This window comes from Pyrobaculum calidifontis JCM 11548 (assembly GCF_000015805.1).
In the GTDB taxonomy this organism is placed as follows: domain Archaea; phylum Thermoproteota; class Thermoprotei; order Thermoproteales; family Thermoproteaceae; genus Pyrobaculum; species Pyrobaculum calidifontis.
Window position 1 is genome coordinate 270,238 of sequence record NC_009073.1, and the last position, 23,263, is coordinate 293,500.

The following is a 23,263-nucleotide window of genomic DNA, read 5'->3' on the forward strand; positions in this document are numbered from 1 at the left end:
AAAAATTAAAATATTAAATCTTTTACAGTCTATGGACAGAGTTAGCAGGGGGCTCCTCATATACGCCGTCACGCCGCTGCACGTGGGCGTGGGGAGGGCCGAGGGGGCCCACGTCGACCTCCCAGTGCAGCGAGACGAGTTCGGCCTGCCCACCATATGGGCGTCGTCGCTTAAGGGCAGCTTGAAGAGCCACGCGAGGAGCCGCTCGCCCAACGACGCCAAGCTCGTCTTCGGCCCCGACCCAGACGGGGGGCCTCCCGACCACGCCTCCGGCGCCGCCCTGTTAGACGCCAGGCTTTTGGCCATCCCGGCCCGCTCCGTGAGGGGGGTATGGGCCTACGTGACCTCTCCCCACATGTTGCGGACCTTTGTAACCTACGCCGAGGCCCTCGGCGCGTTTCAGCCCCTTGCCGAAAAGGCCTGCGCCCTGCTTCAAGCTACTGCGGGCTTGAGCGAGGGGAGGGCCGCGGTGTCGGACCACGCGCTCCTCCACGGGGGACGGCTCTTTCTGAACGAGGTGGAGCTCCAGGCGGAGGTGAAGAGGGAGGTGGGGGACTTCATAGAGGAGTTAGACAAGGCGCTGGGGGGAGATCTCCCGAAGAAGGCCCTGGCCGTGGTCAGCGACGACGTTGCTAAAGAGGTGGTGAACAGGTCCACGCTTGTCCAATACAGAGTGAGGCTGGACAGCGCTAGGAAGACAGTGGTAGAAGGCGCGCTGTGGAGCGAGGAGTACGTGCCCCAGTTCACCGTCTTCGCCTCAGGGGTGGTTTGTAGGCCCGTGGCGCTCAAAGACGCGACGATAAAGGCGGAGGAGATATGTGAAAAGTTTACAAAGCTGTTGACGAATGGGCAGGGGAACAAGGCCAACGTGTGGGTCGGGGGTAAGGAGACGATTGGGAAAGGGCTCATCTCGGTGTACATATGGACGAGGTAGAGGTGGCAATTGAGTGCACCAAGGCGGTGGCCGAGGCGGCCGACGGCGACGTGAGGAGGAGGTACGCCCAGCGGTGCCGCGCGTTCCACGCCGAGATCTTCACCCTCGGGGTGGCCCACGTAGTGGCGCTAGCCGCGGCGCGGGCTGGCGCCAAGGCGGTGGAGGCGGGGCTTAGGCATTCCACCTGCGGCGAGGTGGTCAAGGCCGCGCTGGCGGAGGCCGGGGGCCCCGAGGAGAAGTCCTACGGCCTCTACGGCGCGGTACTGCTCTACGCGATGAGGAGGAGGGGCTATGTGAAGTCCACAACGCTCCTAGACGCGTTAGGCGAGCTGAAGGACCCCGCGCTAAACGCCGCGGCGTACCGAGCCGCCGAGTGGCTAAAGAGGCTTGCCGAGGCCTACTTTAAGGCATGAGGGCCCTCTTCAGAGCCACAATCGCCACCCCCCTCTCCCTGGGCTGGTACGAGCCGGGGGTCCTCGACGAGCGTTTCTACATCCGCCCCGCGTCTGTGAAAGGGGTTTGGCGCTGGTGGGCCAGGGCGTTTGTAGGCGGAGTGCTCTACGAGAGGGGGTGCCTAAAGGGGAGAAGGGGTAGGGACGTCTTCTTAGCCCCCACGCGGGAGGAGGCGGAGGCCGTGATGAGGCACGTTGGGAAGACGCTGGGGTTGGGATACGCCGGGGAGGAGGGGGCGCAGGCCTCACAGTTTAGGCTGAGGGTGAGAGTCCTCCGCAGGCCCGAGAAGGGCGTCGCCAGGCGCAGGGAGGGCCTCGTGAGAGTGGCCGGGCGGCAGGCCGCTCTGCAGAGGTTTAAGCTCCTCACGTTAAACAACGACGTCGAATACGCAGTGGGGGGAGAGTTCGAGATTGAAGTAGAGGCGGAGGTGGACAGGAGGGTGTTCAACGCCTCTGTAGGCGTCCTCGCCGTGGCGCTTACGTTGAGCGGACTCGGCAAGGGCTCCCGCAAGGCCCTGGGAGACTTAGACGTAGTAGAGGCCAGGGGGGTCCAACTGCCCAACTCTCTCCCAAAGCTCGTAGAAGAGGTCAGGGCCGCCGTGGCGGAGCTGATTAGGGACAGGTGCCCGGGGAGGCCTCAGGGCCTGCCCCCAATGCCGGTGGTAACCGCGGAGAAGTGGAGCGGCGCAGAGCTCGCCGCGGTGTACGAGGCTGGGCTGGGCTTTGAGGACCTCCACAACTTCTTCCTCCGCCCCGCAAGGGCGAAGGCGCTGACGGGGAACTACGCCGCGCGCGACCCCCTGAGAGAGAAGCTGGCCGCGTGGGTCCTAGGCCTCCCGAGAGAGCAGAGGGGCACCGGCTACACGTCCCCCCTGGAGAGGAGGGCGTCCACCATCATCGCGGCCTACCACGGACAGCGGCACCTGGTGGGAGGCGGCCGCGGCTACTTGACCGTGTTAATCTCAGGCGACTGGCCCACGGAGATTGAGTGGAGCGGCGCTGGCAGTGAGAGGATACGGATAGACGAGGCGAAGATCTTAGACGCGTATAAGACAGCGGTGGAGGAGTTCGCGGCATACGCCCAAAGGCTGAGGAGCAACGTCACGAAGATATGGCCGTGAGGGGGAGGAGGGAGTTTGCGGGGGGAGACGACCCGCTGAGCCGCTACTGCCAAGAGGACTACAACGTCGTCTCTTGCATAAACCTCGCCTTCCTCGAGTGGATGCGGCAGAAAATCGGAAAGCCCGAGGGGGCACGGCAGAGGAGCGAGGGGCTACCTGACTTCTCCCGCAGGGCCGTCTTGCACCTCTACAGACAGCCGCCGAGGGCCGCCCGCGAGGAGGTGGAGCGCTACGTACAAGCGATCTTCGACGCCGTCTCCCGCGCCTCTGCGATGGCGTTTAAGTACGAGTTCACCCTGGAGACCCCCCTCACAATACACACGAAGTGGCCCTACCTCCCCCTAGAGATAGGCCTGGCGTGGCACCCAATACTCAACGTCCCCTACATCCCCGCCAGCTCCCTCAAAGGCGCGGCCAGGGCCGCCGCCGTCAGCCCGCTGTGCGGCATAGAGCCAGAGGACCTGTTCGGAACGACGGAGGAGGAGGGCGACCTAATATTCACAGACGCCTATCCCACGAGGTGGGAGAGGCTGGTGGAGCCCGACGTAATTACGCCCCACTACAGAGAGACCGCCGGCGAAATCTCTGAAGCCCAAGCGAGGCCGGTCCCCCTAGTCTTCCCCGTGGTCCCAGCCGGCACCACCTTCACCTTCGTAGTCGCCTTTAGGCAGATGGTGGGCCAGGAGTGCTGGGGCGAGACTCTGCGGTGGTTGCAACAGGTGTTGACAAGGGGCCTGGGGGCAAAGACGCAGCTGAGCTACGGCGTCTTCAGAAGACAGACATGACGCCGGCCCCCTGCCACGAGGACCTAAAGGCCTACGACTACGTGCTAATAGTCGCACCAATGGGGGCGCTGGGCGGCTATAGAGAAGTTAAGTACGTCATACCAAGCCGGGGCAGTGTGGGCGAGGAAAAGGGCGGACAAGACAGCGATAAAAAACACTGGGCCGTAGCTTTTGCATTATATGATTATGTACAAGGCGTAAGTAAGGAATTATACGCATTTATTCAAGACACAATAATTGTAAATTTAGTCAAACCTCAAAATAAAGAAAAACCAGTAAAACAAGAAATAGTTGAACAATTAAAGTTACTACTTAACTGTAATGATGACAGTTGTACCATAGATGAGAATTTAATTGACACTTTACTTAAATTAGAAGGAAAGACATCGGAGGCTCAAAAAACTATAGATAGACTGAAAGAATTACGTAAAGAGGCAAAGATTCACTTTGTGCCAGGCGTCATCACTAGATGGATAGAGGAAGTGTTAGTGACGTGGAGAGGCGGCAACCAGTTCTACGACGTGCTAAAGGGCACGCTTGTGTACTATATCCTGTCGGCGCTCAAGAAGAGTTGTCATAAAAGAATTGCCATATTTGTGGATACGTCACACGGCATAAACTACTTCGTCACCGCCTTAAAAGAAGCCGTGCCATTAGCCGCCACGCTTTATCTTATCCACAGAATTGCCGACGGGGAGCCGGTGGAGAAACTCGACATATGCTCCTACAACTCTGACCCATATCCAACTCCATCAAGGGAGTGCCAGTCGCAAAAGGGCGGAGATGCGCAGAAAGATAAAGCTGAGCAAGCGGACAAAGAAACGCCGAGCCTAAAGATCCACTTAGTAGAAAGATTCGAAATGGTTTATACTCACAAATCGGAGACTGAGACGTATACATCAATTAACCTATACCCGGTAAGGAGCCTTGTCGAAGACCTATTTCTCACCATGGGGTTAAAAGGCATTGTCAATTACTTAAATCAAAAGTGGGCACTCGGCGAAGATAAGTGGAAGAGCATAACGGCGTCTGTAGTTCTCTTTCTGCGCGGCATCCTTGGATGGAGCCTCAGCATCGCCCACAGCTCCAATGAGGACATGCTCGCTGAAATAGGCGAGACAGTGAAAAAGCGCGGAATTAGAATAGAGCAGAGAAGCGATAAGAATGAAATAGCAATAACTTACATATGGGGTAGCAATAGAAAGATCGGCACAGACGTTGTAACCTTTGCCTCTATACACTCATCACTAAACAGATTAGGCAGATGTTTAGCAACGCCAAGAATGATAGAAGGGTCTCCATACGTGTGTTACCCGACTAAAGAGTTAGAGAAATACATAGAACAATTCTATGCGCCGCCCTACAGGGAGATAAACCTAAACGAATTGGCTTCCGTAAGGAATTACCTAGAGGGGAAGAAGAAGTCAGACGAATCCTCTGTAAGAGACAGTCTAGAAGAGAAGTCGAGAGATCGTGAGTATTGTAAGCCCTTGGAGGGGGGCAAGGGGTTTATATGTGGGAAGAGAGAAGACGCAGATCAGCAGGCCGAGGGCGCAAACCCGAGGAATTTCTACGCCCACGCCGGCCTCTCGTTCGAGCTTGATTGGGGCGCCCTCAAGGAGGAAGGAGAGCTCCTGTGCTTCAGCAAGGAGGTGGAGAGAGTCATAAACATTTTAGCGAGTAGCGGGTGAGGACCCGAGGCGTATAAGCACGCCGCCGCACAGCTCCTCTCCGCCATTCAGCCTCTTTAAAGCGTCGTCTATCAACAGCGGGAAGAAGTCCATGGTATAGTGTATCTGCTGGAGCAATCCCACCACCAAACTTGCGACGGACCCATGCGGCGTGTACCCCTTCCTCACCCACACCCACTCGGCGTGGTGGTACACCGTGGCCTCTGTCTCAGGCCGCACGCTGGGAGCCGCCGTGGCCGCTGCTACAAGCGCAATGTGCGAAAGCTTGCACAACACCCCACGCGCCTCCGAGTCGTCGAGTCTCTTCGCCGCAACTTCTACGTCGTATTGCCAGCCCCTCCACAGCTCTGGATACGTCACGCCCAGGTAGCATACGTCCCCCCTGTGGTTCATGTAAAGAGCATAGCTGCCGCAGTTGACGACGTCGCCGACTTCCCCCGGCGCCTCGGCGCAACCAAGCGCCTTAGCCGCGTCCTCTACGTCTCCACAGTTGACGGCAACTAGGAGCACCATGAACACACTCTGCAGACCTTTTCTCCACAGTACGCCACTTCCCACCTCTTCCTCAGCGCATCTTCCACGCCTTTGCCCGCGCCACGCAGTATCACCACCATGCGCTAACCTTGTCCTGAGAAGTTCTGGAATTTGGCATCTACGTCCTTTTCCAGCTTTGCCGGCTCCTTCAACGTCCTTGAGCCAGGCTGGACGTTGCATCTACATTCAATTACCATCGCTATGCGCTTTGTCCCGAGAATCTCAACTAGATAGCAGTCTGGCATCTTATCCCCCACCACCTCGCATGCAGGTATTTTGCTCGTGTTGTTCTGGTCGGGCGTGCATACACATATCCGCTTATCACATGTAAAACCAAGCTCGGAGCCGCAAGCGAGGGCCTGTATGTTTGTGAGCTTAAGTACGGGATATTGCGGCATAGGCCAGCCTCTCCCTCTCGGCGTACTTCGCTACGTCGAATACGTCCTTTATGGGGTGGAAGACCCCGCCGTCGACGTAGTAGACCCTCCACCCGGCGTCAAGCGCCGCCTTTAGAGTGGCCATTAAGTGAGACTCAGCGATTACTAAAGCGCTGGTCTCCTTCAACACTTGTATGAGGTCGACTGCCAAGTCGTAGTGGAGCCCCGCCTCGAAGGCCTCTACGAGGAGCACGTCTGCGCGCCGCGCGGCGATGAGCATGGCCAAGGCCCTCCTATAGCCGTAGGCGAGGGTCTGCACGTCGATCCACCTCCCCCCGACCTTCACCCGGCCGCCGTACACGTCCTCCACCCCCGCCACTGCGCCCACCCTCCTAAGCCACTCGGCGTCTTCGGGGTCCTCCACCTCTAGGTCGGCGCCCTCGCACAAGTGGAACCGCCAGCTCTCCCACGCCGCCGTGCAGGGCCCCACATAGGCAACGCGCGCTTCGATGAGCTTGAATGGCGGATACCCCTGCTTCTCGTTATCTACCCACACCGACGTATCGCGGCCTATTTCCAGCCTGTACCTCCGCCCGTCGACCACCGCCTCTACGGCCCCCGCCTCGGCCCCGCGGCGGACCCAGAGGGCCAGATTATCGGGCACGAGGCCCCGCAGAACGCCGCCGGATATTGCGTAGAGCAACGCCGCTACGCCGAGTATGAGGGAACTCTTGCCAGCCCCGTTGGGCCCGTAGAGGAGGGTCGGCCCCCCAACCTCTACGCACTGGCCGCCCACGGCCAAGAAGTCCCTCAAGCACACCCTTTCAATACGCATTGCACATGACTCGTCGGCGATATAAAAATTAACGCCTTCGCCCCAGGGCCGGCAGAAAGGCTTAAAAGAGGTGTGGATGACAGTCTATGGACGACTTTAGGCGCCAGTTGGAGGAGGTTAAGAGGGCGTTTAGGGAGAGCGTGGCCGCGGGGATTAGGGAGGGGGTGGAGGGCGTGTTGCAGGAGATGCGGGGGATTATAGAGGTCTTGGAGGAGGTCTCCCTAATGATTGACAGGTACTCTAAGACTCTCCGCAACCACTCCTCCCTGCTGGAGGCCCACCTCAACGCGTTGAAGGAGCACACAGACACTATGAGGGCCGTGTCGGCGGCGGTGAGGGAGGTCAACGCCTCTCTGGGGGAGCTCATGGCCCTAGTGCGTGTGTCGCTGGAGCGCATGGGGGATATGGCGAGGGATTTTGCCCTCGCACTGTGCAAGGCGCTTGGGGGCGAGGCAGAGGAGGCGGGGCCGGGCCTCGCGCTGTGCCACATCGGCTGGGCAACCCACCTCATATACGCCGCGGCCGTGGCGACGGTGGAACACGTGGAGAAGCTGAAGGGCATAGATGCGGGCGGGGCGAAGAAGGTGCTCGCGGCCTTGATTGCGCATAGAGACGCAGTGGAGGCAGCCAAGGCCCTGGGGATAGAAATCGCGGCGGGAGGCGTATCGCCCTAGCGCCTAAATTCGGCAATTTTCGGCACAAGACCCTCGTTACAGAATAAGTCTTCAGATTTACTGACGCACTTTAACATACTTACAACTTCTATCCTCCTTAAGTCCCTTCTACCCCCCTTGTGTATTCTCAGTGGCTGGCCAGCGGGCTGGCGGACTTCGCGGGGATACAAGCTGAGTTTCTACCCCCTTTGGGGATTCTCTGAGTGGGGCAGTTTAAGTTTACCTCGGTTTACACCCAACTTCCTTTCTACCCCCTTTGGGGATTCTCCGCTCATGTCCTCGGCTCTTGTGGTTTTTTAAGTTTTTCCCTCGTTTTTGTGGGGTCGGCGCGTCCTTTTCAACCCCCTCTTTACATACACGTACGTCCGTTGTCCCGCGTTGTGAGACGCCATTCTTCACAGTGCCACTTACGCAGACGTCGTTGTAAGCGCGCCATTCTTCGCGGTCACAATCGCAGTGTCACGTTTGTATGTCTGTCAAGGAGGGTTGTCCGCAGAAAGTGTGCACATCGGCGTTTGCCGCTGTGTTGTATGTCGTATTTGCTCTTGACCAAGACCTATATTGGCTTTTTCGTTTACACATTTCGATGTTTGTAAAGTGGGACGAGCATAAATGGGAAGGGTTTTAACCGTGTCCTTCATCGCGCCTATGTACCTCTACTTGGGCGTCGTCGTGGTGAGGGGTCTGCGTGGGTATATGTGGCTTCTCGGCCGCCGGCTCTACTTCAAGACGTCGTGGAGGGCCCGCGACACCCACTACCTAGGCCGACTTGAGGACCTTCTGTCGGCGTCGGCGAGGCTTAGGCGCCTGATACCAAGGCCGGTGGACGTTAGGACAGTCGTCGTTGCCGTCGCCAAGGCGTTGGCCATGGCCCACTACCTCGCGAAGAGGTGCAGGGGCTCGCCCACGTGGCGATACCTCCCATTTGAGGTGGAGATGGCCATTGAAGAAGCGGCGCGGTTATTAACGGCCAGGTGGCCAAGCGCGGCGAAGTACTTTGGGGGGTCGCGTTGGGGCAGTTCGGCGACGTGGTTGACGTAGCTGGGAGGCGGCGTGTTTTAGCTCATTTGCTTCAACTGTTGTGGCCATGTAGCGTGGGGCTGTGGGGTGGGTGAAGCTCGCGTTGGCCGCATTTTGAGGCGGTCGTGTATATGGTGCACTTGTGGCCTCAGACGCCCCATGTGCCAACTGTGGGCGCGGTGGGGTCGTCAGAACCCCACTCTCCTCTTTAGCTCCTCCAGTAGCGCGGCTACGGCCTCTTTGGCTGTCTCGTCGTCTGGGAAGTTGCTCAACACGCCGGAGGGGTCTGGCCCGTTGTACTGGTACTCGTGTAGCTGGAGCGCGAGGGCTGTGTAGGCGGAGACCCCCGGCTCCACTGCCTCGAGCGCCGCGGCTATTTGCAACAGGCGCGACGTGGGCGCCGTCCACTCGGCGTAGTCCACCTCTCCTCGCGGCGCCGCCTCCGCGAGCAACTCCCTGTGTCTTATGGCGAGGTGGGATATGTACGCCTTCCAGGCTTGAAAGGCCTTGCCTGCGGCGTCGCGGATGGCGCCGGCTTGTAGAAGTTCTGCCGCGAGTGCCGCCTCTGCCTTGGCTTCGGAGAGCCTCAGCGCGGCGAGGTGGTCCACGTCGGGGGCTACCCCATGGCGCCGTGCCTTCACGTATTTATAAGCCTGTTTCTCGTAGACGTGGAGGTGGCGTTGATTAGGGGCGGAGTGGGCGATGTGACGTTGGACGAGGAGTGGCAGGTGGAGCTTGTCCGCGCCGCGGCGGCTGGGGGGCGGTGGCTGTGGAGGAGGGGGCCCCACTGTGCTGGGCCTTTTGGCTAAGCTTGCCGCTTGGAGGTGTACGTGTGACCGCTGTGAGAGAGGTGGGGGCCGCCTGAGGTTGACCCGAGGTATCCCCTCATCGTCGCCGACTTGGACGGCGGCGTGGTAGGAAGGGGCCGACTAGTGGGGGTGTGAGTAAGACGTGGCTTGGCGCCGTCTTGGAGGAGCGCTTGTGGCTGTCTTTCTCTTGGCCTTGGTTAAGGGGGGCGGGGTGGTGTATTGGGCGAGGCCTACTCGCGACAGGCGCCGGGCGTTGAGCGGCTGTTTGACGAGGGGCTACTTAGGCTTTGGAGGGCGCCGAGGAACGCGGCTGTCCTTGCGCAGTACATTGAGCTGGTTAGGGAGATGGCTGAGGGAGGCCTACGCCGTGTTTAGCGACTCTGGTCTCGACGCGGTGGGGGAGGTGGTTTCTCAGGGGGAGGGGCGTGGAAGGTGGACGTGGGGAGGGCGCTGGTGGTGGAGGAGGTGAGGAAGTGGCTTCGGGGGGTGTTGAAGTTTTTAAGCTAGTGGATTTCTGGGGCAATGGCCCGCATTGCTAGGTACTACAGGGAGTATGGGATTAGGCTTGTGAGGGGGTACCTGCAGTATGTGTGGGACGACTCGGGGAGGCGCTACGTGGACTGTAACACGAATCACGGGGTGGCCTTCCTCGGCCACGCCAATCCCAAGATCGTCGAGGCTGTGAAGAGGCAGGTGGAGGAGCTGTGGGTTGCGCCGTTGAACTTCTACACGCCGGCGAGGGAGAGGTTTATCGAGGAGTTTTCCCGCCTTCTCCCTGCCGGCTTCGGCGTAGTGTTTCTGCAGAACACTGGCACAGAGGCGGTGGAGGTGGCTGTAAAAATCGCCAAGAAGGTCACTAGGAGGCCCACCATCGTTGCCTTTACCAACAGCTTCCACGGGAGGACCATGGGCTCTCTCTCCATCACGTGGAACGAGAAGTACCGCAAGGCCTTCGAGCCCCTGTACCCCCACGTGCGGTTTGGCAAATTCAACGTGCCCCACGAGGTGGACAAGGTGGTAGGGGAGGACACCTGCTGCGTGGTGGTGGAGCCCATACAGGGCGAGGGCGGGGTGAACCCGGCCACCCCGGAGTTCCTCAAGGCCCTCCGGGAGGAGGCTACCCGCAAGGGGGCCCTCTTGATCATTGACGAGGTTCAGACGGGGTTTGGGAGGACGGGCGCTGTGTGGGCTTTCCAGCGCTACGGCGTAGAGCCTGACATATTCACTGCGGGGAAGCCCGTGGCGGGGGGCCTGCCCATAGGGCTGGCGGTGGCGAGGGAGGAGTTCGGCGACGTGTTTGAGCCGGGGGAGCACGGCTCCACCTTCGCCGGCAACGCGGTGGTGATGGCCGCGGCGGCCGCCGCCTCTAGGCTACTCCGCGAGGAGGACGTCCCAGCCAAGGCCGAGGCCATGGGGGCCGAGTTGGCCAAGGCTCTCCAGTCCATAAACAGCCGCCTGGCGGTGAGAGTCAAGGGGGCGGGCCTCATGTTGGGCCTAGAGCTCAGAGTGAAGGCGGACCAGTTCATCCGCCCGCTCTTGGAGAGGGGGGTCCTGGCCCTGACCGCCGGGGTGAACACCCTCCGCTTCTTGCCCCCCTACATGATCACCAGAGAGGATGTGGAGGTGGTGGCCGCCGCGGTGGAGCAGGTGCTGAGGGCGGCAGAGGCGGCGGGGGGAAGCCCGCTTGCGACCGCCACGTGACGGCGTGGCGCGCCTATTTGTGTATCTCGACTTTGTCGATGTAGACTGCGCACATGTCTCCTGCGGCGTTTACCGCCACTCTGCCCAAGTCTATTGCCTTTGTCTCCGTCTTTGATACCACCCGATAGTCTACTACGACGTCGGCGAAGGGTAGCGTCACGACTTTGTTGTCTGGCCCTTTGCACATGGCGTTTAGCGCGGCTAGTAGCTGTGAGTACCGTGTCTCAATGGTGACGTTGTAGATGTGGCTGTCGCGGATGACTTGGAAAGACGCCTTTACCAGGGTGTCGTTTGTCGGCGGCGGGGCGCCGCGGTATCGCAGAAAGACTAGCTCGAAGCCTCCCGCCGTTATGTTTTCAACTCTTATGCGCACGACTTTGCCCATCCTCCAGTAGGCCCCATCGTCGTACTTGTACAATTCTCCATTTAGATAGTAGTATCTCTCCTCAAATGTTTTGTAGGGCGAGTACAGCCTGAGCTCAATAATCCACCCGGCCGACTCTTTGACTGCGCTGTTAACCGCGTTGTTGACTGCGACGACGATCAGCACTACTGCTACCGCCGTAGCAACCGCGACAACGGGTACCTCCCTCACATATGGTCCATTGCCCCACTTTTTATATGTGTGCCGAGGCGTGGGTTGTTTTAACGTCGCCGTCTGCTCAGCGGAGTAGTGGTGAGACGCGGCGTAGGAAGAGGGTTATCACTGCGAAGTCTGCTATTATCATTATGTGCATGATTGTGCAGTATAGGCATACTGCCTTTAGGACTGCGAATTCTAGGTATAGTAGGTAGGGTAGTATTGCGAGGCCGAGGAGGCGCCACCAGAAGATGAAGGCGGCGGCCCGCCTGCTTAGGGTGCGGTATAGCCAGAGGGCGGCGGCTATGTTTACCATGAACCACGCCGCGGCGGCTACGTCGAGGGGGATTGGCCCTATGTAGGCGTAGGAGGAGGTGAGGACTTTGACGCAGTCTAGGGTGACCCCCGGGAGGAGCTCCGTCTCTGCGAAGCACCCCGGCGGCAACGTCTTGAGGAGGTAGAATAGGTATATCACGAGGAGGGACGAGGCGAGGCCGCCTGCGGAGAAGGCGAGGAGGAGGATTAGCCATCCCTTGCCCATGTGGGTTGCTGGGGCCAGTTTAAAAAGTGTTAACGCGTCTATGTGTGTGAGAGTTTACGAGGTGAGGGTTAAGAGGGCTCTTGCCCCCTCTGGCCTCCCGGAGTACGACTACGCTCTCAACCCCTACGTGGGCTGTCTCCACGGCTGTCTCTACTGCTACGCCATGGATTACACCAGGGGGCCCCCGGCCGCGGCGTGGGGGAGCGTGGTGTATGTAAAGGTGAATCTGCTCGAGGTGCTGAGGCGCGAGGTGGGGAGGGTTAGGCCGGGGGTGGTGGGCTTGTCCACGGTGACAGACCCCTACCAGCCCCCCGAGGCGAAGTACAAGCTGACCCGCGGCGCAGTTTCAATCCTCGCCGGGGCGGGGTTCCGCGTGTCGATTCAGACGAAGTCGGGCATGGTGGTCCGCGACGTAGACGTCTTGGTTGCCCACAGAGAGGCTGTGGACGTGGGGGTCACCATCACGACGCTGGCCGACAAGGCGAGGATTTTGGAGCCCATGGCTGCCCACCCCTACGCCAGGGCGCAGGCGGTGCGGAAGCTGGCCGCCGCGGGGGTAAAGACGTGGATATTTCTCGGCCCCATAATCCCCGGCTTCAACGACGGCGCAGAGGACATAGAGCCCGTGGTGAAGCTGGCCCACGAGACCGGCTCTGAGCTCTACTACGACCGCTACCGCCCCAAGCCGCGCGCAGACGCCTACTTAGCCGCCAAGTATAGGCCAGTCGCCGCGACCCCCAGCTGGTGGGCCGAGGTGAAGAAGACGGTGGAGGCCATATGCGCGCGGTACGGGGCCCGTTGCATAGACGCAGAAGAGGAGCGCAGAGCCGCTTTTAAAGCCAGCACATAGCGCTTCGTGGACGTGTTGGCGGCCGTGGTGGAGGTGTTGAATGCTGAGGGTCTTGAGGTATACTTAATAGGCGCGAGGGCCATGGCGTTCTACGGCGTGGTTCGCGAGACGAGGGGCTGGGACCTCATGATCGACGCCCCCTACACGCCTCAGTTGAGGGACCGCTTAACTAGGCGTCTCCGCGAATTGGGCCTCGACGTGCGGTGGAGCTGGTGGGGCTTCTCCGTCGAGGGGGCCCACGGATTCGCATAGAATAAACTAAGCGGCGTTGCCGGTGGACGACGAACTTAGGAGAAGGGCGAATAGCTACGGCACGTTTAAAGTGCCCTCGGTAGAGGACCTCGTGATGATGAAGATCATGGGTAGAGAAAAGGACTTGAAAGACGCCGTGAAGCTACTGCGCCTTGTCTCAGACTTCGACTACCTGCGCAGAAGGGCCGAGGAGGCTGGGCTTTTAAAAGAGCTGAGAAAGGCGGCGGCTAGGGCTGGGGTCAAGATATGAGGCTGTTGCAACACTGCGCTGTGCCGCGCATCTGCGCGCTGACTGGCTGGCACGCCCTTGTATACCACTACGGCCACCCCTGGGCCCTCCCCTACCTCCCAGAGGCAGTAGACGCCGCGTGTCCACGGCTCCCGCGTCGCCTGCGTTAAGACGAGGCCGGTTAGCATCTAGTGAGAGTCAGCCGCCAGGCCTCGGCCTCTGTGCACTGTAAACAAGACGATGGCCCTTAGTACATCTGCTAACTCTGGGTCAGAGGCTCTCAGCCGATCCAGTGCCTCGGAGACTGTGGTCTCGGGCACCACTCCGTGCTTTGCTAGGCGTCGCTTAAACTCTTCAAAAGCATCGACAACTCTCACGTGCATGGTAATACTGTTTATATATAAATATTACAATATTACGTAGATCATGTGAGACCACACTGGCGCCTAAGCGAATAACTTGCAAGCGTCGGCAGGTTTTACCTGATGGATTTAAATCCCTGGGTTATTCTTTACCTGTGTATTACATATACGTGAATATGAGAAAGCGGAGAGTTTACCTGACTACACGCAAAATCGTCGGCGGTGGGTGGAGACTAGTCGCCGTGCGCCGCCACCGCGAGTTGGCAATGTCTGTGGCGAGACGTATAGCGGACAGGCTCGACTACGTCCTCGAGTGGGATGCCCCCACGTGCGGCTGACACGTTATAACGTCGAGGTACCGCCTTAGCTTCTCGATCAGAGCCGAGGCGTCTTCTTGGTGGCGGTAAAACGTCTCCTTGTCTAAGAAATTGTGATAGAAGTTGGCGTGGAGTCTCTCGGCCATGCCGAAGAGGCGGAGGACCTCCACGTCGCGCGTGTCTCTGTAGATTCGCTGGATTATCAGCTGGTAGTCTCTGTGGCTGTAGTGGTCTAGGCCCAGTGCCTCTCCCACTGCGTTAAACAACGCGGCCACTGCGCCCCGGTGCTTCTCCCCAGCCTGTGGGAGATTGCCCTTTGCGTAAAGGTCTTCAGTCTCCCTCAAGTAGTCCTCCGAGAGCTTTAAGTACATCTCAACCCTCTCCCGAGGATCCAAGCGTTAAACTAACAACTCGGCGAGGAAAAGCTCTATGTCTTTGCCACCGGCCGCCATTTTCAACGCCTCTACCAGCGCTGGGGAGAGCACCGCCACGGCCTACCTCCTCTTAAGCGATATATACCGTTTGAGCCTCTCCACGAGGGCCAACGCGTCCTCTCTATGTCGCTCGAAGAGGTCACGGTCGAGGAAGTTGTGATAGAAGTTGGCGTGGAGGGCCTCGGCCATTCGGAAAAGCCTAACTACGTCTATGTCCCCCGTCTCGCGGTAGATGCGGGTTATGATCAGTTGGTAGTCTCTGTGGCTGTAGTGCTCTACCCCCAGCAGTTCGCCTATGGCGTTTAAAAGAGCCGCCACGGCCCCCCAGTACTTCTCCCCCGCCTGCAAGAGGTCGCCCTTCTTGTACAACTCTTCGGCCTCGGCGAGGTACTTTTCGTGGAGTTCTAGGTAGGCCTCGGCTTTGGCGGCTGGGTCTATGGCGAGTTTCTCCAATAAGACCTCTGCCAGGGACTTCCCCCTGGCCCTTGCCTCCTCCTCAAGCCTAGAAAGCACCGCGGCGGGGATCACGTACAACTCGGTACCTCCCTATAAATAGCTAATGCCGAGCTATCTGGCTTAAAGGGGCCGTAATGGGGCAGTCGCCGACTCCCAAGCCTCGCCGTTGTGCCAACTCAAGGAGGGCCCCGGTGACACTCGTTAATCAGAGCCGTATGAGAGCCTTTGTGATGACACCTTGTCTCATTACGGCACATAAGGCGTAGTTTTCATACGCGCAAAACTTTTAATCATTGTAAAAATTGAAATTATGGACTTAGAGACGAACTTGTCGACTTCTGCCGCTTTTACTGGGAAAATTTTCAGCAATTGGGGCAGGTTGCTCCTCCTCATAGCTCTGAGCATAATCCCAATTGCCAACTTTATCGTGGTGGGGTACATGGCTAGGATTGTTAGAGAGAACCCGGACGAGCTGCCGAGGCTTGAGAACTATGCGGGACTCCTCCTCAACGGTCTGCTGGTGTTCATCGCCTGGCTGATCTACGCCGCGGTTCCGTTGATTTTCATAATACTGGGGCTGGGCACTTGGCTTTTTTCAAGGACGTTGTCCCCGCTCGGCCTGGCGTTGTTCGTCGTCGGCGTTTTGCTCCTCTTGGGGGCCATGGTGATTGGCACAGTGGCCATAGGCTACACGATTAAGCGCGATATGGACTTTACCAAGATCTTCGCCTTCCAAGAGGTGTGGGGCATAATACAGCGGATTGGCGTGGGGCGCTACCTCGTGTGGTACTTGGTAATGTCCGCTTTGGGCCTTGTGGCGGCGGCGCTGGGGTGGGTGATTCCGTGGGTCGGAGGCGCCATTGCCGGCGTCTTCTTTGGTCTTTTTGCGAATAAGTCTCTGGCGCTGCTTCTCGACGAGGCGCTTAAGCCTCCTCAGCAGGCGGAGGGTAGCTAGAGGAAGAGCAGGAAGGGGAGGTAGATGGCCAAGTTCAACGCAGTGACCACAGCGCCGTATTTTGAGAACTGGGCGAAGGTTATCGTGGCGCCGTACCTCGTCTCTAGGACCTCCAGTATGATTATGTTGGAGGCGGCCCCCAGGAGGGTTAGGTTGCCGGCCACTGTGGCGGCCATGGCTAGGGTTAGCCACGCCTTTGGGTCCTCTACGCCGAGGTGGTGGAGGTAGGTGGCAAAGAGGCTTGTGAATGGGACATTGCTCAGAACTTGGCTTAGGGCGATGGAGAGGATGGTTATGGATAAGAGGTCTGTGGGCGTGCCGTGGTAGGCTGGGAGCAGTGCGGAGACCAGCGGCTGGAGCACGCCGCCGCGCCATATGGCGTCCATCGCTATGAACATTGTGGCAAAGAAGAGTATGGTCCCCCAGTCTACTCTGGCCAAGACCTCCCTGGGCTCTCTGGCGAGGAAGTACAGCGCGGCGGCGACGACGAAGGGTATAAGGCCTATGTTGTGTATGTGCGGCGCGCCTGAGAGTGCGGCGAGGTCGTTGGCCACCATTGCTGCTACTGCGGACGCCAGCCCCACGGCGGCCAGCGCGGCGTCTCTCTTGTCTCTTATGTAGTCCCAGGGCGTTGCCACGTAGCGCACGGGGCCGTCCTCAATGCCCAAGACCTTAAAGAGGAGGAGGGGGACGGCGACTAGGTTTATAAGAGTGGGGATGGCGAGGGCGCCTAGGAAGGCCAGGAAGGGCGCCTTCATGCCCGACTCAACTGCTATCAACATATTCTGAGGGTTTCCAATGGGGGTCATGACGGAGCCCACGGTTAGAGAGAAGGCGAGTAGGAGAAACATGTCCCTGGGCCTTATCCCCGAGGCCCTTGCTATGGCGGCGGCTATCGGCGGCCCCATGAGCGCCACCGTGTCGTTTACCGCGAAGGCGGCTGTTAGGCCAAAGAGGAGGGACGACGCGACGTATATGGACCGCCTGGTCTTAAACGGCGAGATGAAGGCGTAGGCCAGCGCCTCCAGCAAGCCGCTCTTCTCGGCGAGGGCCACTATGGAGAACATCCCCACGAGGAAGAAGAGGACTTCGAAGTTTACCACGTGGGGCACGTCGTCGATGGAGACCGGGCCGAGGACTATTGCCACAAAGGCGGCTAGCGACATTATGCTCCAGGTGGGCAGATGGGGGTAGAGGGGCCTGGCCGCCATGCCTCCTACCACAATGGCGAGGAGCAACAGGGCCACTAAGGCGTCGCCCATTGGCGCGGGAGAGATTTAACCTTTTTATTGCTTGCCGCCGTGGAGTTTAGGCCGGTGGGGTTTGTGAGACACAGATACGGAGACGACGAGGTTAAGGCCAGGCGCGTGGTCGAAGCGGTGGTGGAGGTTTTGCCCGAGTTTGAGGAGGGGCTCCGGGCGTGGAGGAGTTCAGCCACTTGATCCTAGTCACGTACCTCCACAAGTCTAGGGGCCGCCCTCTGGTGGTGAGGCCGAAGAGAGTCCCCGGCGCGCCCGAGGTGGGGGTGTTTGCCACAGACAGCCCCGATAGGCCGAACCCAATTGGTGTGACGATCGTGCGCCTTGTCAGACGGGAGGGCAGACTGCTCTACGTAGAGGGGGTAGACCTCTTCGACGGCACGCCGGTGTTAGACATAAAGCCTTTTACTCCCGCCAGATGCCCCGCCGACGTTAAGGCGCCGTGGTGGGCAGACTAGCGGTAAGGTTATAAACCCGTGGATTTTGTATACACATGCCGTCTCACGGTTCACTTACCAAGGCTGGAAAAGTGAGGAATCAGACGCCGAAGATACCGGCTAAGCCGAGGAAGAACCTCACGCCGAGGAGGCGCAACATTAGGAACTACAAGAGGAGGGTGCTTTACGCTTCTCAGCAGGCCGCCGCGGCTGAGGCCTAGCCGCCGAGGTCGCCTCTGCCAAACCTGCTCAAGTAGAATTCCACAATTTTCCTCAGCGCCCGCCTAAGCTTCCTATCCGCCGCCGAGGGCGATATGCCGGCGACGGCGGCGAGCTCCTTGAGAGAGATCTTTCTCCCATCGTCGAAGTAGCCGAGGCGGTAGGCCAATTCCACGAGCTTGAGCTGGTCCTCCGTGAGCTGTGGGTCTCTGATGTACTTAGCCCTGCCGATGACCCTCGGCTGTAGCCCCCGGTAGTGCAACTCCCTTAAAATCCGGGAGATTTGGTAGGCGTTTGCGATGAGGATGAGCTCGGCTCTGCCTCCGCATATTCTGCCCCCAACCACCGCGGCGCCGTACTCAGCCACTACTTCGCAAGGCTCGCACTTCACCCTCGTCAAAGACTGATCTGCGAGAAGCACGTGGCCCATGTTTACCCCAACTACTTCGCCGCATACAGACCCGTCTCCATACTTGAAAGAGATTGTGAGCCGTAACGCCACACCGTTAAGTCCATATGCGTTAAAAATGTTGCACAGTGAATAGGTGCAAGATTTTACACGAATACTTATATTGAGCTGTAAATTGGGGATGCCATGGCCGCGGAACTGTTGAAATACCAAAGGGTATTAATAGACCAAGACACTTGCATCAGTTGCGGCGCCTGTGTCGCCGCATGCCCCTACCAAGCGCTTGAGCTGGACGAAAACGGTAAGGCTAGAATGATCTGGGAGATGTGTAAAGACGACTTCTCCTGCGTCGCTGTATGTCCCGTCAAATGTATATACAAGATAAGCGAGGCACCTGCCGAGTTTAAGGCTAAGAAGGGGTGGTACAGGCTGGGCAAGGCGCTGTCGCCAGAGGAGCAGAAGGCTTTTCAGGAGTGGAAGGCGAAATACGGCGTCACAGCAGACCCAGTATAACTTTTTTACCCAAGCCCCCCACTTTTTCCGTGGGTTTTTGCAAACTCTGTGGAAGAGTTGGTATCACAATTTCTAGCAGGCTGGGGGTCTGTGTAGACTGCCTTAGGAGGAGGCCGAGGGAGGCGTTGAAGATCGCCGAAGAGCTCCATAGGGCTAGCCGCCTGAGGTTTGGCCTCCCCCTCTCTCCTCCCCAGGGCGGCGTCCCCTGCGGCATATGTGGCAGGGGGTGCTCGGTGCCCGAGGGCGGCGTGGGATACTGCGGCCTTGTTAAAAACGTGGGTGGGCGCTTGACTAGGCCAGGCGGCGTGTACATGGGGGTTCTTGAGTACTACTACGACCCAATACCCACCAACTGCGTCGCCGACTGGGTGTGCCCAGCGTCAACGGGGAGGGGGTACCCCAAATACGCCAAGTCGCCCGCGGGCGAAGTTGGCTACTACAACTTGGCCGTCTTCTACGGCGCCTGTAGCCTCGACTGTCTGTACTGCCAGAACTGGCACTATAGGAAGTACCCGAGGCGCCCCGTGTTTGCCTCGGTGGAGGAGCTGGATAGGGCCATGGACCGCCGCGTGTCTTGCGTCTGCTTCTTCGGCGGCGACCCCGCGCCGCAGGTGGTACACGCCCTACTTGTGGCAAAGAGGGCGGCGGAGAAGGGGGTCAGAGTGTGTTGGGAGACGAGCGGCCAACTGGCGCCGCACCTCTTGGACAAGGTGGTGGAGATCTCGCTTAAGACTGGGGGAATTGTGAAATTTGACCTCAAGGCCTTTACGCCGAGCGTCTACAAGGCGCTGACCGACGGCGAGGTGGACATAGTGCTTAGAAACTTCAAAGTGGCGGTGCGCCGTTTTAGAGAGCGGCCGGAGGTCCCCCTGGTCGTGGCCTCGATCCTCCTAGTGCCCGGCTACGTCGACGAGATAGAGGTAGACCTCCTCACCAAGTTTATAGCACGCCTAGAGCCAGAGGTGCCCACTAGATTTTTGGCATTCCACCCCGACTACCTCCTCGACGATCTGCCCCCGACCTCCATTCGCCATGCGGAGACAGCCGTAAAAATCGCACAGGAAAACGGCCTCGTAGAGGTGGACGTCGGCAACGCGTGGCTACTCGGCGACTACTACTAGGGCTGTCTCCCCGGCGGCGTGCAGTAGGGCTTTATGTGTTTGTACACGTCGCTGAGCCTAGGCCTGTCCTTGAACAACACCACGTTTGGGAGCAGTTCCTTCCACGTGGCCATGGCGAGCTCCTCGCTCACAAGGACTAGGAGGGGCTTCTTCACCTTAGCCAGCTTTTCATACTTCCGCCTGAGGTAGTCCGGCGTCCAGAAGCCCACCACCTCGACGTACAAATCGCCTATCTTGAAGTCCGGTATGTACACTCTCTTGTCCACTACGAGGACCTCGGGCTCTCGCTCCACGCGGCAGACCCTAGACACTTGCCTGTAGAACTCCGCCTCTATAGAGCTGTCGAACTCCTCCTCCGGCGGAGGCTGGCGCGGCAGGTCGGGGGCCGTGCGCCAGTCCTCGCGGTATGTGTACACTCTGTCCCTCAGCTTTATCTGTGCCTCTATTTTCCACTGTCCGGCGGAGACTATGTAGGGCACGAGCTTGGCGAGCCTAGTGCCGTACCGCTCGGTCTGCCTAAGCGCGGAGACTGGGCCGTCGAAGTGGAACACGAGCCACCCCCCGTCCCCCTCCTCGGCTATGTACATTAGGCGGTACCCCTTCACCGCCCTTATCAGCCTCTTCACCACCGCGGGGGCGTTGGGGACCCACGCCTTTACGTATAACGACTTGAACAAGAGCGTCTGCATAAGCGCGAGGTTGTACTCCCGCGCCAGCTCCTCCGCCGTAATGGAGGGGGGCTCGACGATCTCTAAGTTGTCCTCGTAGGCCTTTAAGAAGAGGCACCTCACCTCCCCGGGGTCTAGCCTGAGCTTGGACGCCACCGTGTTGAAGACAGCCTCCCTCGCCTCAGCTGTTAAGACGGGCCAGGATGCCGCCGCGGCTTTAAAGACCTCAAGCCTGATCCTGGAGACCAGGCGCCTGTCCACTGACTCAGCCTTGAGGAAGTGGCTGAGGACGTGGGCGAGGCCGCCCGCCAGCTTTTTGTCAAAGCCAAGCGCCTCCACCCTCCTCTTGAACTCGCCCAGCGTCTTGGCACCTCTCGCCGCCTCAATGACTTCAGCCGCCGCCGACGCGTCGGAGAGATACCTCGGCCTAATCTCTCCGCCCTTCCGCACGACGCGGAGGTAGTCTATGGACATCAACGTCATGACACGCCCCTCTTCCTCCTCCTGGCCATGTCCACCTCCCTCGTCTTCGCCGTCACCACCTCGTAGATCTTGGCCCTATGCGGCTTGAGCCTAAGCGCGCGGCCCATCCGCTGTATGAACTGCCTAACGCTGGACGTCCCGCCCAAAATCACCACCACGTCCACGTCTGGCACGTCCACCCCCTCGTCTAAGACTTTCCCAGTCACAATCGCCTTGACCTCCCCCCTGCGGAACATGGCCATTACCTGCTCCCGCTCCTGGGGACTTATGTCGTGTGTGACCAGGGGTATGAGGTAGCGCTCGGAGACGGCTCTGGCAAGCGAGGTGTATTCAGTGAAGATGAGGACCTTTGAGGCGGGGTGCCTCGCGAGTATTTCCCCCACCGCCTCCACCTTGGCAGAGGTCTCGTGGATAAGCCTCCTCATGATGTGCCAAGCCTCAAGCGCCCTCCTGGCCTCGGGGCTTCTCCCAGCCAGCGCCACCAACTTCTGGAAGTCAGAGGGCGACTTGAACCTCAGCCCCTTCTTCCTCAGATACGATAGGTACCTCTGCTCCGCCTCTTTGTACACCATCTTCTCCTCCTCGGTCAACTCCACCTTGACCACCTCCACCTCGTAGTCTGCTACCCACACACCCCTGATGTCCCTCGCCGACATTTTGTACACCACAGGCCCCACGAGCCAGTCCAAGTCCACGTGTAGCTCATCCGCCCTCTCGGGAGTGGCCGTGAGACCCAGCCTATACGGGGCAGGGCTAAGCTCCGCTATCTGCCGGTAGGAGGGGGAGGGCAAGTGGTGGACTTCGTCGAAGACGAGAAACATGTACCTATTGCCCAGCACCTCCACCGCGGCGTAGGCGGAGTCGTAGGTGATGACTGTGACACAGCTCTCCCGCTTCTCCTCGCCGTACCAAACCCCCACTCTCCCTGGAAAGTACTGGGAGAGCCTACTCCTCCACTGCTGGAGGAGCTCGACAGTGGGCACCACCACTAGGGCGGGTACCCTCATCTGCGCTATGGCGGCAATTGCCACGTAAGTCTTCCCAGCCCCCGTGGGCATGACCACCACGCCCCTCTTAGCCTTTGACCAAGCCGCCAGCGCCTCGGCCTGGTAGCTTCTCAGCTTAGCCTCAGCCGCGGCTCTCACCTCGGCGCAGTGGAGAGACCACACCCGGTCCTCCACCTCAACCCCCAAGGCCCTAGCCGCCGCCAAAATCCGCGGGTAGTAGATTGCGAGGGCCCGGTACTTCCCTACCCTCTCGTCGAATTTGAGAAAGGAGAGCTTGCGCAGTTCTTGGGGGAGAGAGCCCTCCACTAGGACTGTGCCCCTGTCCCAGGTAAGGACGATTCTCGGCGTCGTCAATCCCACGCCACCTCTACCCCGAGCCCTGTCCTCTGCGCCTTTTCAACGACGTAAAGGGCCATGGCCGCGTCAAAGAGGGGATTCCCCACAGACTTGTACACCTTAATTTCGCCGAAGTCGCAACGCGCGCCTCGGAGGAAGTCGCCCATGTAGACCCACTTGGGCGCCACGTCGTCGCTCTCCTCGGCGGCATGGGGGTTGTCCACAAGCATGCAGCCGGCCCTCCTCTTGACTTCGTCGTCGAGCTCTCTGACGGGGCGCGGCGCGCCTATGGTTATAACCACGGCCCCAGCCTTTAGAGTCGCCCCGAGGACCACCGGCGACTTGGACGTAGTTGCCGCAATTACCAAGTCGCTGCCGAGCGCCTCGGCGTGTGTAACAGACACAGCGCCGTATTTTGCCGCCAGTTGCGCCGCCCTAGTGGGCTCTATGTCGTACACCTTGAAGCTTGCGCTGGGGTAAAGCGCCTTGAAGACCCGGAGGTGGTACTCCGCCTGGAGGCCTGCCCCAATGATGCCGATGGTCTCCGGCTCGGCGCCCATGGCCCTCGCCGCCACGGCGCTCGCCGCGGCCGTCCTCCACCCGGTGAGCTGAGTGCCGTTGATTAGGGCAAGCGGGGAGCCCCGCTCTGGGTCTATTACCATCACCACGGCCTTCACAGTGGGCCTCGCCCTGGGGTATATGCCCACAAGCTTCACCGCTATTTTGCCCCCCATGTGGGCCACCATGGGGGCAAACCACACGTCTCCCACAGTCAGCGCCTGCCGGGGGAGAAACTTTGCCTCCGTCAGATAGCCGCGCCTAATTGCCTCCACGGCCTCCCCTGGGTCGACCAGGGGGTCGATGTTGGGCAAGAGCAACATGTCAACTGCCCCGGCCCCTCT

The 23,263-nt window shown here is 59.5% G+C and carries 31 protein-coding genes and 2 pseudogenes; 20 read left to right on the forward strand and 13 right to left on the reverse strand.

Translation table 11 applies throughout. The features are described from left to right. The first annotated feature begins 31 nt into the window (after window positions 1-31). From cmr4 to PCAL_RS01485, 5 genes are read left to right on the forward strand one after another with little or no spacing between them, the layout of a single operon-like run. Entirely contained in the window at window positions 32-934 is a 903-nt protein-coding gene (gene cmr4, locus PCAL_RS01465; RefSeq protein ID WP_011848967.1) for a type III-B CRISPR module RAMP protein Cmr4, read from the forward strand. Next, a complete protein-coding gene (gene cmr5 / locus PCAL_RS01470; protein WP_193322796.1) occupies window positions 922-1,347 on the forward strand; it encodes a type III-B CRISPR module-associated protein Cmr5 in 426 nt (141 codons plus the stop codon). The genes cmr4 and cmr5 overlap by 13 nt, the downstream gene beginning before the upstream one ends. Next, on the forward strand, window positions 1,344-2,507 hold the full coding sequence (locus PCAL_RS01475; protein ID WP_011848969.1) for an RAMP superfamily CRISPR-associated protein: 1,164 nt from the start codon (window positions 1,344-1,346) through the stop codon (window positions 2,505-2,507). Before cmr5 ends, PCAL_RS01475 begins: the two co-directional genes overlap by 4 nt. Beyond that, window positions 2,498-3,292: a type III-B CRISPR module RAMP protein Cmr6 gene (gene cmr6 / locus PCAL_RS01480; RefSeq protein ID WP_011848970.1), complete on the forward strand. Its 795-nt coding sequence runs from the start codon at window positions 2,498-2,500 to the stop codon at window positions 3,290-3,292. The genes PCAL_RS01475 and cmr6 overlap by 10 nt, the downstream gene beginning before the upstream one ends. Next, on the forward strand, window positions 3,214-4,983 hold the full coding sequence (locus PCAL_RS01485) for a TM1812 family CRISPR-associated protein (RefSeq protein WP_226951980.1): 1,770 nt from the start codon (window positions 3,214-3,216) through the stop codon (window positions 4,981-4,983). Before cmr6 ends, PCAL_RS01485 begins: the two co-directional genes overlap by 79 nt. Here the strand turns inward: PCAL_RS01485 and PCAL_RS01490 are convergent. Both PCAL_RS01490 and PCAL_RS01495 read right to left on the reverse strand, forming a co-directional pair. Then, window positions 4,966-5,496, reverse strand: a complete 531-nt coding sequence (locus PCAL_RS01490) for a hypothetical protein (RefSeq protein ID WP_193322798.1) — start codon at window positions 5,494-5,496, stop codon at window positions 4,966-4,968. The two genes, PCAL_RS01485 and PCAL_RS01490, sit on opposite strands and share 18 nt — an antisense overlap. A 396-nt stretch (window positions 5,497-5,892) precedes the next feature. Further along, window positions 5,893-6,729, reverse strand: a complete 837-nt coding sequence (locus PCAL_RS01495; protein ID WP_011848973.1) for an AAA family ATPase — start codon at window positions 6,727-6,729, stop codon at window positions 5,893-5,895. An 86-nt stretch (window positions 6,730-6,815) separates the two neighbouring features. On the opposite strand from PCAL_RS01495, the gene PCAL_RS01500 reads away from it, so the two are divergent. Continuing rightward, entirely contained in the window at window positions 6,816-7,403 is a 588-nt protein-coding gene (locus PCAL_RS01500; protein WP_011848974.1) for a hypothetical protein, read from the forward strand. Window positions 7,404-8,051: 648 nt separating this feature from the next. Next, window positions 8,052-8,444, forward strand: a complete 393-nt coding sequence (locus PCAL_RS01505; protein WP_193322799.1) for a hypothetical protein — start codon at window positions 8,052-8,054, stop codon at window positions 8,442-8,444. A gap of 167 nt (window positions 8,445-8,611) precedes the next feature. Here the strand turns inward: PCAL_RS01505 and PCAL_RS01510 are convergent, their stop codons facing one another. Next, window positions 8,612-9,064, reverse strand: a complete 453-nt coding sequence (locus PCAL_RS01510; protein ID WP_193322800.1) for a PaREP1 family protein — start codon at window positions 9,062-9,064, stop codon at window positions 8,612-8,614. Window positions 9,065-9,091: 27 nt separating this feature from the next. On the opposite strand from PCAL_RS01510, the gene PCAL_RS01515 reads away from it, so the two are divergent. The 3 genes from PCAL_RS01515 to PCAL_RS01525 all read left to right on the forward strand — a co-directional run bounded on the left by PCAL_RS01515 (window position 9,092) and on the right by PCAL_RS01525 (window position 10,933). After that, complete coding sequence (locus tag PCAL_RS01515; protein WP_193322801.1) at window positions 9,092-9,232, forward strand: hypothetical protein; 141 nt, start codon at window positions 9,092-9,094, stop codon at window positions 9,230-9,232. 219 nt (window positions 9,233-9,451) lie between these two features. Then, window positions 9,452-9,607 carry a hypothetical protein gene (locus tag PCAL_RS01520; RefSeq protein WP_193322802.1) on the forward strand — a complete coding sequence of 52 codons (156 nt, stop codon included), beginning with the start codon at window positions 9,452-9,454 and terminating at the stop codon, window positions 9,605-9,607. 147 nt (window positions 9,608-9,754) lie between these two features. Further along, a complete protein-coding gene (locus PCAL_RS01525) occupies window positions 9,755-10,933 on the forward strand; it encodes an aspartate aminotransferase family protein (RefSeq protein WP_011848977.1) in 1,179 nt (392 codons plus the stop codon). 13 nt (window positions 10,934-10,946) lie between these two features. On the opposite strand, the gene PCAL_RS01530 is transcribed toward PCAL_RS01525, so the two are convergent. Together PCAL_RS01530 and PCAL_RS01535 are read right to left on the reverse strand one after the other, a co-directional pair. Then, complete coding sequence (locus PCAL_RS01530) at window positions 10,947-11,528, reverse strand: hypothetical protein (protein WP_011848978.1); 582 nt, start codon at window positions 11,526-11,528, stop codon at window positions 10,947-10,949. 67 nt (window positions 11,529-11,595) lie between these two features. Next, window positions 11,596-12,054: a vitamin K epoxide reductase family protein gene (locus PCAL_RS01535; RefSeq protein WP_011848979.1), complete on the reverse strand. Its 459-nt coding sequence runs from the start codon at window positions 12,052-12,054 to the stop codon at window positions 11,596-11,598. Window positions 12,055-12,094: 40 nt separating this feature from the next. Between PCAL_RS01535 and PCAL_RS01540 the strand changes: the two genes are divergently transcribed. The 4 genes from PCAL_RS01540 to PCAL_RS11665 are packed head-to-tail and all read left to right on the forward strand — an operon-like array spanning window position 12,095 to window position 13,555. Continuing rightward, the gene (locus tag PCAL_RS01540; RefSeq protein WP_011848980.1) at window positions 12,095-12,904 is read left to right on the forward strand and encodes an SPL family radical SAM protein; all 810 of its coding nucleotides are present in this window, start codon (window positions 12,095-12,097) and stop codon (window positions 12,902-12,904) included. A 6-nt stretch (window positions 12,905-12,910) separates the two neighbouring features. Further along, entirely contained in the window at window positions 12,911-13,156 is a 246-nt protein-coding gene (locus tag PCAL_RS01545; protein WP_011848981.1) for a hypothetical protein, read from the forward strand. Between the two features lie 22 nt (window positions 13,157-13,178). After that, on the forward strand, window positions 13,179-13,406 hold the full coding sequence (locus tag PCAL_RS01550) for a hypothetical protein (RefSeq protein ID WP_011848982.1): 228 nt from the start codon (window positions 13,179-13,181) through the stop codon (window positions 13,404-13,406). A gap of 20 nt (window positions 13,407-13,426) precedes the next feature. After that, on the forward strand, window positions 13,427-13,555 hold the full coding sequence (locus tag PCAL_RS11665; protein ID WP_264317710.1) for a hypothetical protein: 129 nt from the start codon (window positions 13,427-13,429) through the stop codon (window positions 13,553-13,555). Between the two features lie 18 nt (window positions 13,556-13,573). On the opposite strand, the gene PCAL_RS01555 is transcribed toward PCAL_RS11665, so the two are convergent. After that, the gene (locus tag PCAL_RS01555; protein ID WP_193322804.1) at window positions 13,574-13,762 is read right to left on the reverse strand and encodes a hypothetical protein; all 189 of its coding nucleotides are present in this window, start codon (window positions 13,760-13,762) and stop codon (window positions 13,574-13,576) included. Between the two features lie 140 nt (window positions 13,763-13,902). On the opposite strand from PCAL_RS01555, the gene PCAL_RS01560 reads away from it, so the two are divergent. After that, the gene (locus PCAL_RS01560) at window positions 13,903-14,085 is read left to right on the forward strand and encodes a hypothetical protein (RefSeq protein ID WP_193322805.1); all 183 of its coding nucleotides are present in this window, start codon (window positions 13,903-13,905) and stop codon (window positions 14,083-14,085) included. Here PCAL_RS01560 and PCAL_RS01565 read toward each other — a convergent pair. Together PCAL_RS01565 and PCAL_RS01570 are read right to left on the reverse strand one after the other, a co-directional pair. Further along, a pseudogene (locus PCAL_RS01565) lies at window positions 14,049-14,516 on the reverse strand (PaREP1 family protein). The gene PCAL_RS01560 and the pseudogene PCAL_RS01565 sit on opposite strands and share 37 nt — an antisense overlap. A 42-nt stretch (window positions 14,517-14,558) precedes the next feature. Next, window positions 14,559-15,026 carry a PaREP1 family protein gene (locus tag PCAL_RS01570; protein ID WP_011848984.1) on the reverse strand — a complete coding sequence of 156 codons (468 nt, stop codon included), beginning with the start codon at window positions 15,024-15,026 and terminating at the stop codon, window positions 14,559-14,561. A 238-nt stretch (window positions 15,027-15,264) separates the two neighbouring features. On the opposite strand from PCAL_RS01570, the gene PCAL_RS01575 reads away from it, so the two are divergent. Beyond that, window positions 15,265-15,909, forward strand: a complete 645-nt coding sequence (locus tag PCAL_RS01575; RefSeq protein ID WP_011848985.1) for a DUF4013 domain-containing protein — start codon at window positions 15,265-15,267, stop codon at window positions 15,907-15,909. Here the strand turns inward: PCAL_RS01575 and PCAL_RS01580 are convergent. Continuing rightward, window positions 15,906-17,171 (reverse strand): anion transporter, encoded by a 1,266-nt coding sequence (locus tag PCAL_RS01580; protein ID WP_011848986.1) that lies wholly within the window; start codon window positions 17,169-17,171, stop codon window positions 15,906-15,908. The two genes, PCAL_RS01575 and PCAL_RS01580, sit on opposite strands and share 4 nt — an antisense overlap. A 39-nt stretch (window positions 17,172-17,210) precedes the next feature. Between PCAL_RS01580 and tsaA the strand changes: the two are divergent. After that, window positions 17,211-17,626: pseudogene (gene tsaA, locus PCAL_RS01585) on the forward strand (tRNA (N6-threonylcarbamoyladenosine(37)-N6)-methyltransferase TrmO). A gap of 35 nt (window positions 17,627-17,661) precedes the next feature. Next, on the forward strand, window positions 17,662-17,826 hold the full coding sequence (locus PCAL_RS01590) for a 30S ribosomal protein S30e (RefSeq protein WP_011848987.1): 165 nt from the start codon (window positions 17,662-17,664) through the stop codon (window positions 17,824-17,826). Here PCAL_RS01590 and PCAL_RS01595 read toward each other — a convergent pair. Further along, on the reverse strand, window positions 17,823-18,326 hold the full coding sequence (locus PCAL_RS01595) for a helix-turn-helix domain-containing protein (protein ID WP_011848988.1): 504 nt from the start codon (window positions 18,324-18,326) through the stop codon (window positions 17,823-17,825). The genes PCAL_RS01590 and PCAL_RS01595 overlap by 4 nt on opposite strands. A 93-nt stretch (window positions 18,327-18,419) precedes the next feature. Between PCAL_RS01595 and PCAL_RS01600 the strand changes: the two genes are divergently transcribed. Together PCAL_RS01600 and PCAL_RS01605 are read left to right on the forward strand one after the other, a co-directional pair. Next, entirely contained in the window at window positions 18,420-18,746 is a 327-nt protein-coding gene (locus tag PCAL_RS01600; protein WP_011848989.1) for a 4Fe-4S dicluster domain-containing protein, read from the forward strand. Window positions 18,747-18,775: 29 nt separating this feature from the next. Then, window positions 18,776-19,867, forward strand: coding sequence for a radical SAM protein (locus PCAL_RS01605; protein WP_011848990.1), 1,092 nt, complete (start codon window positions 18,776-18,778; stop codon window positions 19,865-19,867). Here PCAL_RS01605 and PCAL_RS01610 read toward each other — a convergent pair. Genes PCAL_RS01610 through PCAL_RS01620 form a run of 3 tightly spaced genes read right to left on the reverse strand, consistent with a single transcriptional unit; the run spans window position 19,864 to window position 23,242 of the window. After that, window positions 19,864-21,012 carry a DUF790 family protein gene (locus tag PCAL_RS01610; protein WP_193322965.1) on the reverse strand — a complete coding sequence of 383 codons (1,149 nt, stop codon included), beginning with the start codon at window positions 21,010-21,012 and terminating at the stop codon, window positions 19,864-19,866. The genes PCAL_RS01605 and PCAL_RS01610 overlap by 4 nt on opposite strands. Window positions 21,013-21,014: 2 nt before the next feature. After that, window positions 21,015-22,385 (reverse strand): DEAD/DEAH box helicase, encoded by a 1,371-nt coding sequence (locus PCAL_RS01615; RefSeq protein ID WP_011848992.1) that lies wholly within the window; start codon window positions 22,383-22,385, stop codon window positions 21,015-21,017. Next, on the reverse strand, window positions 22,376-23,242 hold the full coding sequence (locus PCAL_RS01620; RefSeq protein ID WP_011848993.1) for an ornithine cyclodeaminase family protein: 867 nt from the start codon (window positions 23,240-23,242) through the stop codon (window positions 22,376-22,378). The genes PCAL_RS01615 and PCAL_RS01620 overlap by 10 nt, the downstream gene beginning before the upstream one ends. Between the last annotated feature and the right edge of the window lie 21 nt (window positions 23,243-23,263).

Excerpts from the sequence above, each read along its gene's own strand:
- cmr4 (WP_011848967.1), top strand. The coding sequence starts at position 32 with ATGGACAGAGTTAGCAGGGGGCTCCTCATATACGCCGTCACGCCGCTG.
- cmr5 (WP_193322796.1), top strand. The coding sequence starts at position 922 with ATGGACGAGGTAGAGGTGGCAATTGAGTGCACCAAGGCGGTGGCCGAG.
- PCAL_RS01475 (WP_011848969.1), top strand. The coding sequence starts at position 1,344 with ATGAGGGCCCTCTTCAGAGCCACAATCGCCACCCCCCTCTCCCTGGGC.
- cmr6 (WP_011848970.1), top strand. The coding sequence starts at position 2,498 with ATGGCCGTGAGGGGGAGGAGGGAGTTTGCGGGGGGAGACGACCCGCTG.
- PCAL_RS01490 (WP_193322798.1), bottom strand. The coding sequence starts at position 5,496 with ATGGTGCTCCTAGTTGCCGTCAACTGTGGAGACGTAGAGGACGCGGCT.
- PCAL_RS01495 (WP_011848973.1), bottom strand. The coding sequence starts at position 6,729 with ATGCGTATTGAAAGGGTGTGCTTGAGGGACTTCTTGGCCGTGGGCGGC.
- PCAL_RS01500 (WP_011848974.1), top strand. The coding sequence starts at position 6,816 with ATGGACGACTTTAGGCGCCAGTTGGAGGAGGTTAAGAGGGCGTTTAGG.
- PCAL_RS01505 (WP_193322799.1), top strand. The coding sequence starts at position 8,052 with ATGTACCTCTACTTGGGCGTCGTCGTGGTGAGGGGTCTGCGTGGGTAT.
- PCAL_RS01525 (WP_011848977.1), top strand. The coding sequence starts at position 9,755 with ATGGCCCGCATTGCTAGGTACTACAGGGAGTATGGGATTAGGCTTGTG.
- PCAL_RS01535 (WP_011848979.1), bottom strand. The coding sequence starts at position 12,054 with ATGGGCAAGGGATGGCTAATCCTCCTCCTCGCCTTCTCCGCAGGCGGC.
- PCAL_RS01540 (WP_011848980.1), top strand. The coding sequence starts at position 12,095 with ATGTGTGTGAGAGTTTACGAGGTGAGGGTTAAGAGGGCTCTTGCCCCC.
- PCAL_RS01575 (WP_011848985.1), top strand. The coding sequence starts at position 15,265 with ATGGACTTAGAGACGAACTTGTCGACTTCTGCCGCTTTTACTGGGAAA.
- PCAL_RS01580 (WP_011848986.1), bottom strand. The coding sequence starts at position 17,171 with ATGGGCGACGCCTTAGTGGCCCTGTTGCTCCTCGCCATTGTGGTAGGA.
- PCAL_RS01590 (WP_011848987.1), top strand. The coding sequence starts at position 17,662 with ATGCCGTCTCACGGTTCACTTACCAAGGCTGGAAAAGTGAGGAATCAG.
- PCAL_RS01600 (WP_011848989.1), top strand. The coding sequence starts at position 18,420 with ATGGCCGCGGAACTGTTGAAATACCAAAGGGTATTAATAGACCAAGAC.
- PCAL_RS01620 (WP_011848993.1), bottom strand. The coding sequence starts at position 23,242 with ATGTTGCTCTTGCCCAACATCGACCCCCTGGTCGACCCAGGGGAGGCC.